Source organism: Calidithermus chliarophilus DSM 9957 (assembly GCF_000430045.1).
GTDB classification, from domain to species: domain Bacteria; phylum Deinococcota; class Deinococci; order Deinococcales; family Thermaceae; genus Calidithermus; species Calidithermus chliarophilus.
On the sequence record NZ_KE387023.1, the window covers coordinates 2682437 to 2693714 of the forward strand.

The 11278-nt window shown below is 70.2% G+C and carries 9 protein-coding genes; 7 read left to right on the forward strand and 2 right to left on the reverse strand.

Annotation, left to right across the window (positions count from 1 at the left end; genetic code table 11):
* Together MEICH_RS24975 and MEICH_RS0113020 are read left to right on the forward strand one after the other, a co-directional pair.
* On the forward strand, positions 1–1584 hold a 1584-nt coding region (locus MEICH_RS24975), incomplete at its 5' end, for a DNA polymerase (RefSeq protein ID WP_245587649.1).
* Positions 1585–1813: 229 nt separating this feature from the next.
* Positions 1814–3301, forward strand: coding sequence for an MDR family MFS transporter (locus MEICH_RS0113020; protein ID WP_027892995.1), 1488 nt, complete (start codon positions 1814–1816; stop codon positions 3299–3301).
* Between the two features lie 347 nt (positions 3302–3648).
* On the opposite strand, the gene MEICH_RS0113025 is transcribed toward MEICH_RS0113020, so the two are convergent.
* Complete coding sequence (locus tag MEICH_RS0113025) at positions 3649–4026, reverse strand: Hsp20/alpha crystallin family protein (RefSeq protein WP_027892996.1); 378 nt, start codon at positions 4024–4026, stop codon at positions 3649–3651.
* A 32-nt stretch (positions 4027–4058) separates the two neighbouring features.
* Here MEICH_RS0113025 and miaA point away from each other — a divergent pair, with 32 nt between their 5' ends.
* From miaA to MEICH_RS0113045, 4 genes are all read left to right on the forward strand, one after another.
* Positions 4059–4961, forward strand: coding sequence for a tRNA (adenosine(37)-N6)-dimethylallyltransferase MiaA (miaA, locus tag MEICH_RS0113030; RefSeq protein ID WP_027892997.1), 903 nt, complete (start codon positions 4059–4061; stop codon positions 4959–4961).
* Positions 4962–5214: 253 nt separating this feature from the next.
* Positions 5215–6660 carry an Asp-tRNA(Asn)/Glu-tRNA(Gln) amidotransferase subunit GatA gene (gatA, locus tag MEICH_RS0113035; RefSeq protein WP_027892998.1) on the forward strand — a complete coding sequence of 482 codons (1446 nt, stop codon included), beginning with the start codon at positions 5215–5217 and terminating at the stop codon, positions 6658–6660.
* Positions 6661–6749: 89 nt separating this feature from the next.
* Entirely contained in the window at positions 6750–7508 is a 759-nt protein-coding gene (locus tag MEICH_RS0113040) for a 3'-5' exonuclease (protein WP_027892999.1), read from the forward strand.
* Positions 7509–7552: 44 nt separating this feature from the next.
* The gene (locus MEICH_RS0113045; protein ID WP_420804467.1) at positions 7553–8608 is read left to right on the forward strand and encodes a hypothetical protein; all 1056 of its coding nucleotides are present in this window, start codon (positions 7553–7555) and stop codon (positions 8606–8608) included.
* Positions 8609–8786: 178 nt separating this feature from the next.
* On the opposite strand, the gene hemG is transcribed toward MEICH_RS0113045, so the two are convergent.
* Positions 8787–10118: a protoporphyrinogen oxidase gene (hemG, locus tag MEICH_RS0113050; protein WP_027893001.1), complete on the reverse strand. Its 1332-nt coding sequence runs from the start codon at positions 10116–10118 to the stop codon at positions 8787–8789.
* A gap of 101 nt (positions 10119–10219) precedes the next feature.
* On the opposite strand from hemG, the gene MEICH_RS0113055 reads away from it, so the two are divergent.
* Positions 10220–11143 carry a peptidylprolyl isomerase gene (locus MEICH_RS0113055; protein WP_027893002.1) on the forward strand — a complete coding sequence of 308 codons (924 nt, stop codon included), beginning with the start codon at positions 10220–10222 and terminating at the stop codon, positions 11141–11143.
* Positions 11144–11278: the final 135 nt, after the last annotated feature.

Genomic DNA, 11278 nt, shown 5'->3' on the forward strand with positions numbered 1-11278 from the left:
GGGGGCGCGGCCGAGGCCTCCGCGGAGCCCTACACCGCGCCCGTCGTCGGCGTGGCCGGGCAAGAGACCGTGCTCCTGGACGGGACGGGCTCGAGGCCGGTGGGGCTGGGGGAGCTGCCGAGCCCGGTGAACGCGGTGGACGCCAAGGCCCTGGTGCGCCAGGCGCTGTGGGCGGGGCGCGGGCTCGAGGCCGGCGACGACCCCCTGCTCATGGCCTACGTGGAGGACACCCGCGTCACCACGCCCGAGAAGCTGGCCGAGCGCCACGCCCGCGCGGCCTGGCCCGCCGCGGCCGCCGAGCGCGCCGCCCTGACCCGCGCCCTCCTCGGCACCCTCCGCGCCGGGATGCGGCCGGCCTCGAGGCGCCTGTACGAGGAGGTCGAGCGCCCCCTGGCGACGGTGCTGGCCCACATGGAGGCCACGGGGATCCGCTTCGACGTGGAGCAACTGGCGGGCCTGACGGGGCAACTGCGCCGGCGGCTGGCCGAGCTCGAGGCCGCCATCCAGGAGCTGGTGGGCCGCCCCTTCAAGGTCAGCTCGCGCGACCAGCTCGAGGCGCTGCTCTTCGACGAGCTGGGGCTGGCCCCCTCCCGCCAGACCGCCCTCACCAACAAGCGCAGCACCGACAACGAGACCCTCTCCGCCCTGCGCGACGCCCACCCGGTGGTCCCCCTCATCCTCGAGCACCGCGAGCTCGCCAAGCTGGTGGGGACCTACCTCGAGCCCCTGCCCAGGTGGGTCAACCCCCAGACCGGCCGCCTGCACACCACCTTCGACCAGACCAACGCCGCCACCGGCCGCCTGGCGAGCCTCAACCCCAACTTGCAGAACATCCCCATCCGCACCGAGGCGGGCCGCCCCATCCGGGGGGCGTTTTGCGCCGCCGAGGGCTACCGGCTGGTCTCCGCCGACTACTCGCAGATCGAGCTGCGCATCCTCGCCCACCTCAGCGGCGACCCCACGCTGGTGCGGGCCTTCGCCCTGGGCGAGGACATCCACCGCATCACCGCCGCCCGCGTGGCAGGGATCGCGCTCGAGGCCGTCACCCGCGAGCAGCGCAGCCAGGCCAAGACCATCAACTACGGGCTCTCCTACGGCCTGAGCGCGGTGGGCCTGGCCGAGCGCACCGGCATGAGCCGCGGCGAGGCCAGCCGCTTCATCAAGCGCTACTTCGAGGAGTACCCCGGCATCGAGGCCTACGTGCGCGAGACCAAGCGCTTGTGCAAGGAGCACGGCTACGTCGAAGACCTCTTCGGCCGCCGCCGCTACATCCCCGACATCAACGCGCCCGGGGCGGCCATCCGGGTGCGGGCCGAGAACGCCGCCATCAACATGCCCGTGCAGGGCGCCTGCGCCTCCATCATCAAGAAGGCGATGGTCGAGGCCTTCCCGGCGCTGTGCGAGCTCGGGGCCCGGCTCCTGCTGCAGGTCCACGACGAGCTGGTGGTCGAGGCCCCGGAGGACCGGGTGGAGGAGGTGGGCGCGCTCCTGCGGAAGACCATGACCGGGGTCGTGGAGCTCGCCGTGCCCCTGGAGGTGGAGGTGGGGCACGGGAAAACCTGGCTCGAGGCCCACGGCGGGTAGGTGAACCCCGGCCGGGGTAGACCGTCCGACCACTTCGATTTTCGAACCGATGAGTTGCAATTTAGGAGCTCATTATGTTATTATCGGAATCGGGGGATGTTTGTATGAACCGAGACCGTAATCCAAGCCAGCGCGACAGGGGAGTGAGCCCGCTCGAGGCGTGACCCCAGGGCCAACCCACACGGAACCACCCGCACGAGCCACTTTTTGACCCATTCGAGGACCTGCCATGACCCATGCCCAAAACCCAGACCGCACCGCGCCCGAACTCACGCCCCGCGACCGGGGCATCCTGTTCACCCTGTTGATCGCGACCTTCGTGGTCATCCTCAACGAGACCATCCTCAACGTCGCCCTGCCCAAGCTGATGGCCGAGCTGCGGGTGAGCGCCGCCACGGTGCAGTGGCTGGCCACCGCCTTCATGCTGACGATGGCGGTGGTGATCCCCGCTACCGGCTTCGTCCTCCAGCGCTTCAGCACTCGCCAGGTCTTCCTGGGGGCGATGGGGCTGTTCTGCCTGGGCACCCTCGTCGCGGGGCTGGCCCCCGGCTTCGAGCTGCTGCTGGCCGGGCGCGTGGTGCAGGCCTCGGGCACCGCCGTGATGCTGCCGCTGCTGATCACCACCGTGCTGGCGCTGGTGCCCGCCGAGCGGCGCGGGGCGGTGATGGGCAGCATCAGCGTCGTGATCTCGGTGGCCCCGGCCGTCGGGCCCACCCTCTCGGGGCTGATCCTCGAGGCCCTGCCCTGGCGCTTCCTGTTCCTGCTGGTGCTGCCGGTGGCCCTGTTCACCCTGGCCTACGGGGCCCGGCGGCTGGTCAACGTGGGTGAGCCGCGCCCCGGCACCCTCGACCTACCCTCCGTGCTGCTGTCGGCAGCGGGCTTCGGCGGGGTGGTCTACGGCTTCAGCAGCGCGGGCGAGGGCCCGGAGGGCTGGGGCAACCCCCGCGTCGCGCTGGCGCTGGGCGTGGGCGGGCTGAGCCTTCTGCTCTTCACCCTGCGGCAACGGGCGCTGGGACAGCGGGGCACCCCGCTGCTGGACCTGCGGGCCTTCCGCTACCCCATGTTCAGCCTCAGCCTCGTGGTCATCATGATCGCCATGATGGCGCTGTTCGGCGGGGCCATCCTGGGGCCCATCTACCTGCAGGGCATCCGGGGGCTGAGCTCGCTCGAGACCGGCCTGCTGCTCCTGCCCGGCGGGCTGCTGATGGGCCTGGCCGCACCCACCGTGGGCAGGCTCTTCGACCGCCACGGCCCCCTGGCGCTCGCCGGCAGCGGCGCGGCCCTGCTCACCCTCAGCCTGTGGGGATTCAGCACGGTCACGGCCACGACCCCCGTGGGGGCGCTGCTGGCCCTGAACCTGACCCTGAGCCTCGGACTGGCCCTGCTGTTCACCCCGGTCATGACCACAGGGCTCAACCCCCTGCCCGGTCACCTCTACTCCCACGGCAGCGCCATCATGAGCACCCTGCAGATGGTCGCGGGCGCCGTAGGGACCGCGTTGCTGGTCACGGTCATGACCGGCCGTGCCGCCGGCCTGCGCGGGGAGCTCTCGCCCGAACTGGCCCAGCTCGCCGGGCTGCACGCGGCCTTCGCCCTCTCGGCCGGGATCGCCGCGCTGGCCCTGCTGCTCACCTTCTTCCTGCGCAGGGCGCTACCCAACCCCGAAGCCGCGCCGGCCCACCTCGAGGCCCAGCCCGCGTTCGCGGCGGACGACTGATACCCGATTCGGTCAGTCCGGCGCCGCCCCGCCTTGGCGGGGCGGCCGGCCGAAGTTATCCGCGTGGCGGAGGGCGGTACCGCCCCTTGTAAGGGAGACGCTTTCTTCGCCGACCGTCAGGGAGGGGTGTGCTCTAGGATTCAAAAAGATAGCCTCTGGAGTTTTTTGATTTGGAAGATTATCTTTTTGAATCCGGTATGACTTTTTCTCGAATGAGATTATCTTTTCGAATCCGGCATGAACCCGCCGTCGTGCGCCAACGCGCCCTCCCGCCAGCGGGAGGGCGCGCTTGTTCGGCTCACCCCAGTGCCTACGGCCGGAGCCTCGAGTTTGGCGTGCGGCCGGGGCTAATCCCGCGCCTTCTTGACCACGATCTCGAGCACCCCGCCCTTGAGCGAGGCCTGCGACGAGCCCGCCTGGATACGCTGGCCGAAGTCGAAGCTGCGCTGGAAGTGGCCGCTGGGGCGCTCCTGCAGGGTGTAGGTGCCCAGGATGGGGTGCCGCACGCCCCCCAGGACTAAGGTGGTTTCCTCCTCCCGCACCTCGAGGTCCTCCGGGCGCACGCCGGGCAGGTCCACGAGCAGCCTGAAGCAGTCCTCCTCCTCGATGACGTCGGCGCTGGGCACCCAGGCGCCGGCCACCCGCTGGGTGAGGGCCTCGAGGCGGCGACGCAGGTCCTGGAGTTGCTCGAGGGCGTTGAAGCGGTCGAGGGATTCAAGCGACATGGAATGAGCGTAGCATGGTGCGTGTGCCTAGTATGAGAACCGTCCCGGTGCTGGGCGGCCCGACCGCCTCGGGCAAAACCGCCCTGGCCCTGCGCCTCGCCGGGGAGCACCCCATAGAGATCGTCTCCGCCGACGCCTCGCTGGTCTACCAGGGCCTCGACATCGGCACCGACAAGCCCAGCCCCCAGGAGCGGGCCGCCGTGCCCCACCACCTCATCGACGTCCTCGAGCCCCACGAGCCCTTCAGCGTGGCGCAGTACCTCGAGCAGGCCGAAGCGGCCATCGCCGCCGTGCTGGAGCGCGGGCACATCCCGCTGGTGGTGGGCGGGACCGGCTACTACGTCCGCACCCTCTCCGAGGGCCTGTACGAGCTGCCCGCCCCCGACCCCGAGCTGCGGCGGGAGCTCGAGCGCGAGCTAGAGACACGCGGCCTCGACGCCCTCGTCGCCGAGCTGGAGGCCTCGAGCCCCGAGGACGCCGCCCGCGCCGCCCGCAACCCCCGCCGGGTGCTGCGGGCTTTGGAGGTGCTGCGCCGCACCGGCACCCCGCCCAGCCGCTTCCCCAAGCGCCCCCCGCGCTTCCGCTACCGCAAGGCCATCCTGTGGCCCCCCCTCGACGCCCTCAAGCCCCGCCTCACCGCCCGCATCCAGCGCCAGTTCGAGCGCGGCCTGCTCGAGGAAGTCCGGGCCCTGCTCGCCCGCTACCCCGACCCCCCCGCCGCCCTGAACGCCATCGGCTACAAGGAGGTGGTGGGCTACCTGCGCGGCGAGTACGGCCTCGAGGAAGCCCGCCGCCTCATCGAACACAACACCCTGGCCTACGCCAAGCGCCAGTACACCTGGTTCCGCAAAGAACCCGGCGACGTGACCTACCTCGAGGCCCTCGGCGAGGACGCATGGCCTCTGCTGGAGCGCTGGTTCAGTGGAAAGGGATAGGCCTGTGGCTCGTGGTATACGGCGGTGAGCGGTCAGCCCTCTGCTGGCGGCTGAGGGCTAGTGGCGTGTGGCGCTCGGGGCCGAGGACCGAGGCGTATTGCGTTTTGCGTTTAGCGTCTTGCGTTTAGCGTCTTGCGTTTGGCGTATTGCGTAGGACGTACGACGTACGACCCGCCCCCCGGCGTTGGGCGTTCGGCTATTGGCTATCAGCTATCGGCTATCGACCAGCGACAGGCGATATGATGTCGTGGTTATGCTGGCCCACGAAATTCTCGCCCAGGTCCGCTCCGGCGAGCGCACCCCCACCGAAGTCCTGCGCCTCTACCTGAAGCGGGTAGAGGCCCTCGAGCCGCAGGTCCACGCCCTGCTGCGGCTCAACCCCCGGGCCGAGGAGGAGGCCCGGGCGGTCGAGCAGCGCCTGGCGCAGGGGGAAGATTTGCCGCTGGCCGGGGTTCCGGTGGTGCTGAAGGACAACCTCTGCACCCGCGGCCTCGAGACCACCTGCGCCTCGAGGATCCTCGAGCACTTCGTCCCCCCCTACGACGCCGCCGTCGTCGAGAAGCTGCGCGCGGCCGGGGCGGTGGTCCTGGCCAAGGCCAACATGGACGAGTTCGCCATGGGCTCCTCGACCGAGTTCTCGGCCTTCGGGCCCACCCGCAACCCCTGGGACCTGCAGCGCGTGCCCGGGGGCTCCTCGGGCGGGTCGGCAGCGGCGGTGGCGGCCGACATGGCCCCGCTGGCACTGGGCTCCGACACCGGGGGCAGCGTGCGCCAGCCCGCGGCCTTCTGCGGCGTGTACGGCTTCAAGCCCACCTACGGCCGCGTCTCGCGCTACGGGCTGGTGGCCTGCGCCAGCAGCCTCGACCAGGTCGGGCCCTTTGCCCGCACGGTGGCCGACTTGGCCCTGCTGAGCGACCAGATCTGCGGCCACGACCCCCGCGACAGCACCAGCCTGAAGGCCGAGCCCGGCTTCACCCGGGCCCTGGGCGAGCGCCCGGCCCTCACCGTGGGGGTCGTGCGGGAGAGCGTGCAGGCGGGCAACAGCCCCGGCGTGCTGGCGGCGCTCGAGAACTTCCGGCGGGTGCTCGAGGCCGAGGGCGTGCGCTTCGTCGAGGTCAGCCTGCCTGCGCTCGAGTACGCCCTGGCGACCTACTACATCGCCATGACCGCCGAGGTCTCCTCCAACCTCGCCCGCTACGACGGAACCCTCTACGGCCTGCGCGTGGTGGGCCAGGACGTGACCGACACCATGCGCAAGACCCGCTCGGCGGGCTTCGGCCCCGAGGCCAAGCGGCGCATCCTGATGGGCACCTTCGCGCTCTCGGCGGGCTACTACGACGCCTACTACGGCAAGGCCCTGCGCGCGCGCGCCCGGCTCAAGGCCGACTTCGAGCAAGCCTTCGCCCACGCCGACGTGCTCCTGACGCCCACCAGCCCCTTTCCGGCCTTCAAGCTCGGGGCCAAGACCGACGACCCCCTCTCCATGTACCTCTCCGACATCGACACGGTGGCCGTCAACCTCGTCGGGCTGCCCGGGCTGTCGCTCCCGGCGGGCTACGAGGAGGGCCTGCCGGTGGGGATGCAGCTCGTCGCACCCCCCCTGCAGGATGAACGCCTCTTCAGCCTGGCCCAACTTTTCGAACAGTCTACGGGGGGTGTCTTCACCAAAGCCGCTCCCATCGCCTGTGCGAGTGCCTAAAATTCGCGCTTTGCCGTATACTGCTTCCAGCCTTTCCGGCTGCTGATTGGACTGGGTTTATTCCTATGTCTTACGCCGTCTCTCGAGCCATGAGCCCCACCCATTACCGCCTCAGTACCCGCATCGCGCGCCGCCTGCGGGAGGCAGCGGGTCCTCTCCCGAAGGCTCAGTTGGCTCAGGAAGTGCTCTCATCGCCGCAGTTGCCCCAGCTCTCGTGGTCCAGCAAGCTGCTCGAAGGCCTGCTGGACGGTCGTTTTCGCACGAATGGACAGGAGGTAAGCCTTTGGGAATGGGACTACCCTTTTCCCCCGCGGTCCGAGCCCGTGGTGGTGCTGGACCTCGAGACCACCGGCCTCTCGCCCGAAGCGAACGAGGTGATCGAGATGGCCTTCGTAAGGCTGGAGAACGGCAACCGCGTCGAATTCCAACGCCTGGTCAACCCGGGCTGCCCCATCCCCCCCTTCATCACCCGCCTCACCCGCATCCGCAACCAGGACGTGCGCTCGGCCCCCGACATCTACACGGTGCTCGAGGAGGCCTGGCCGCTGCTGCAAGGGGCCACCTTAATCATCCAGAACGCCAGCTTCGACCTCGGATTCCTCAAGCCCCGCCTGGCGCGGCTCGGGTATAGACTGGATAACGCAGTGGTGGACACCGTTCAGTGGGCGCGCAAGGCGCTGCCGGGCCTTCCCAAGCGGGGCCTCGACGCGCTCGCCTTCGCCTTCGACCTCGGCGAGGTGCAGGGCCGCCACCGCGCCCTGGGCGACGTGAACGTCACCACCCAGGTGGCCTATGAGATGTATTACATGCTGACCGCCGGAACTCCCCGGCCCCTTGGAGAGCTATGACCGGACGTTACGTTCTTACCTCACAATGCCTCAACTCCGGGACCATGACCCTGACCCAAAGCCTGCGCCAGTTCCTCAAGAACAAGGAGACGGTGCGCTTCGTGGACGAGGACGGCGAAGTCTACGAGTGCAAGGTGGAGTGGTCGAGGGGCCGCATCGCGGGTCTGCACGCGTACTACGCCAAGCGGCGGCTGGCGGTCAACGAGGTGATCGGCCTCAGCTTCGACGGGGAGGTGATCGGCCTCGAGGCCCTGCACTCCCGCCCCCCGCGCCCGGCGCCTAAGGCCCCGGTGGAAGCCGAGCCCAAGCCCGAACCCCAGCCCGAAACGCCCCCGCCGGCCCAGCGGCGGGTCAAGGTGACCCCCTACCCCACGGCCGTGATGTACCCCCACGCCCCCGCCGCCGAGGCCCCCGGCTTCTCCGCCGACCTCGAGCGCCTGGGCCTCAGCCGCGAGCGCAACGGCCCCCCCTGGTTCTTCCGTGCCTCGCTGGGGCGGCGGGCCTACACGCTGGCCCTGTGCCGCCTGGGCGAGTGCGAGCCGCCCGAGCTGCTCGAGCTGCGCCGCCAGGGCAGCGTGCAGTACGCTGGCCTGGTCGCCGGGGAGTCCATGCGCGAGGAGGCCCTGGCTGAGCTGGCCCAGTGGCGGCCCTCCGGCCTGGGCGGGGGTGGCCTGTGCTACATCTCGCCCGAGGCCCTGCAGAAGCTCGCCAAGCTGCGCCAGGTCTTCCCGGTCGGCCCGGTCGAGGTCGAGCGCTTCCTCAAGACCGGCCGCCTCGACCTCGAGTCCCTCCACCACCTCGAGGACGAGCTCGAGGGCATCCTGGGCGAGCGCGCCGCCTTCTCCTCGGTGCTGCTCTCCCTGGCCGAGATGCCCCAGCAGAGCGTGTTCCTGCTCGCCGACCTCGTCGGCAGCGACCTCCCCCTCGAGGCCGACACCGTGCGCCAGATCCTCGACGTGCTCGCCGGCCCCCCCTTCCTCCTCCTGAAACGCCTCTCGCCCGGTGAATACCTCCTGCGCACCACCGTCGCCGACGCCCTCGCCGAATTCACCCAGTACGCCCGGCTGATGGCAACCCGCGCCGAAGCGGTGCTGCGGTAATTGTCAGCGCTCAGTCATCCGCCTTCAGCCGTCAGCAGGAGGCTTGTGGCTCGTGGTTCGCCCCTCCCCAACCCTCCCCGCGGGGAGGGTTTATCCCCCCAGCCCCCCTTGCTAAGGGGGGTGACAAGGCGTTTTGCGTTTGGCGTACGACGTACGACCCGCGTTAGGCGTTCGTCCCCTAGCCCTCCGCCTTCTGCAACGCCAGGAAACCCGAAGCCTTGCGTGCGGCCTGCTCGGCGTTGGCGACGGCCTGCTCGAGCGGCCCCCCGGCGAAGAACACCCCGGGCAGGCGGGTGAGGGCGCTCTCGAGCAGGCCCTGGCGGCGGTGATGCCCCAGGGTGGGCTGCGGCAGGGCGCCGACCTGGCGGAAGACCCAACTGCGCAGCACCCGCGCATTCTCGCCCAGCTTGAGCTGTTCGCGCACCTGGCCCAGCGCCAGCCGGGCGAGCGCGGTGTCGCTCAGGCGGGCGGCCTCGCCCACCACGTCCAGCCGCAGCACCTCGAAGCCGGCCTCCACCCGCTCGGGGAAGCGGGCGCGGGTGCGGCTGAGGCGGTAGAAGCGCCCAGCCTCCTCCCACAGGCGCACGTCGTGGAGGTCGTCGGGGAGCTGTTCCTGGGCGAAGGCGAGGTGGACACTGCTGTAGGGAAGGTGCGGGATCTGGTTGAGCAGGGCGGTGGCCTGGGGGTTGATGTGGCGCAGGATGCGGGCGGCGGCGGGGGCCGAGCAGGCCAGCACCACGCTCTCGCCCTCGAGCAGCCCCCGCGGGGTGTAGACCCGCCAGTAAGCACCCTTGCGCTGCAGCGCGGCCACCTGCTGGCCGGGGCCGAAGGGCACCTTGCCCTCCAGGGCCTTGCCCAGCGCGTCGATCAGGGTGCCCATGCCCTGCGCGAAGGTCACACGCGGCGCCGCCGACAGCTCGGAGCGGGCGCGGGACAGGCTCCCGTGCTGGTTCTCGGCCTGCCAGAGCGCGGGGTAGGCCGAGCGCAGGGAGAGCTGAGCGGGGTCTGCGCCCCACTCCTCGCGCACCAGCGGCGCCAGCACCTCCCAGGCCGCGTTCCCCAGGCGGCGGGTGAAGAACTCGGAGACCGGCTCGTCCTCGAGCGTCCCCCGGCCTACCAGGCCTTCGCCTTGCAGGCGCAGGCGGGCGCTGAGCCCCAGCAGGGGGCCCATGCTCGCGTAGCTGCCGGGGTCGGAGGGGCGCAGCCCCTGGGGGTAGGCTACCCACTGCCCGTTGCGCTTGAAGGCTTTGCGCTCCTGCACGGCGATGGCCTCGACCGACAGCTCCCGCAACAGCCTCTCCAGCGCGGGGCTGGAAGGAAGGCTCTCGGGGCCGCACTCGAGCAGCAGCTCGGGCTGGCCCAGGGTGTGCAGCGCCCCGCCAGGGCGGGGGCGGGCCTCGAGCACCGCGACGCTCAGCCCCTCCTTCTGGGCTTCGTAGGCACAGGCCAGCCCCGTCAGCCCGGCGCCGACGACGATCAACTGGAACTTGGTGGACTCGGGAAAACTCACGCGGCTGATTCTACCGTGTTTTTCTCCAGCCTTCCCCGGGGCCCGCTATCGGGAGGCAGGCCGAGAGCTTCGCCTCCCCGGCCTGCGTGATAACATGATCCATGCGCTTAATTTTGTGGATTTTGTGCGTGCTGGCTCCCCTCACCCTGGCCCAGGGGGCCGACCCGGTCGTGGCCAAGGTGGGGAAGATCAACCTGACGCGGGCGTACTTCGACCTGCAGTGGGAGTACTTCACCCACCAGGCCCTCATCCGCCAGGGCATCCCCTACACCGCCGAGGCGGCGGAAACCCTCAAGGACTTCAAACCCCGGCTGCTCGAGCGCCTCGCCAAAGACCGCGCCGTGATCAACGTGGCCGAGCGCCAGGGCTTCGCGGCCAGCGACGCCGCCGTGAACGAACAGATCGACGCCGTGCGGGGGCGCTTCGAGAACGAGGAGGCCTTCCAGGCGGGGCTCAAGGAGGCCGGCTTGCGTGACCTGGCCGGCTACCGGCTGCTGGTGTACGAAGCCCTGACCTTCAACGCCTTCATGGACGACCTGGTGGGCCGGATCGAGATCAGCGTGCCCGCGATGAAGGTGCTGTACTACCTCAACCGCGCGCAGTTCAGCCGGCCGGCGCGCTACTGCTCCTCGCACATCCTGGTCGAGACCCCGGCGCAGGCCCAGGCCGTGCTGACCCGCCTCGCCAAGGGCGAGGCCTTCGAGGCCCTGGCTAAGGAGTTCTCCATCGACCCCGGCACCCAGGCCGAGGGGGGAGACTTAGGCTGCTACCCACTGGGTAACCTGATCGAGCCGTTCGAGAGGGCCATGGTCCGGCTGAAGGTGGGGGAGACCACCCGCACCCCGGTCAAGACCGAGTTCGGCTACCACATCATCCGGCTCAACAAGGTCGAGCCCATGGCCTATGCCCCCTTCGAAGTGGTGCAGGAGAGCCTGAGCTCCAACCTCCTCGAGAGCACCATCGACAAGCTCATCGACAACTACGCGCGGCTCGAGGGGGTGCAGTTGTTCCCGGAGAATCTTTGAGCGTGTTGGGGTCGGTGGCCGATAGCCCATAGCCGATAGCCGGTAGCCGGGCGCTGGGCGCGGTCGTACGTCCTACGTCCTGCGTCGTACGTCGTACGCGAGACGCAAGGCGCGAGACGCTTTGGCCCTCGGCCC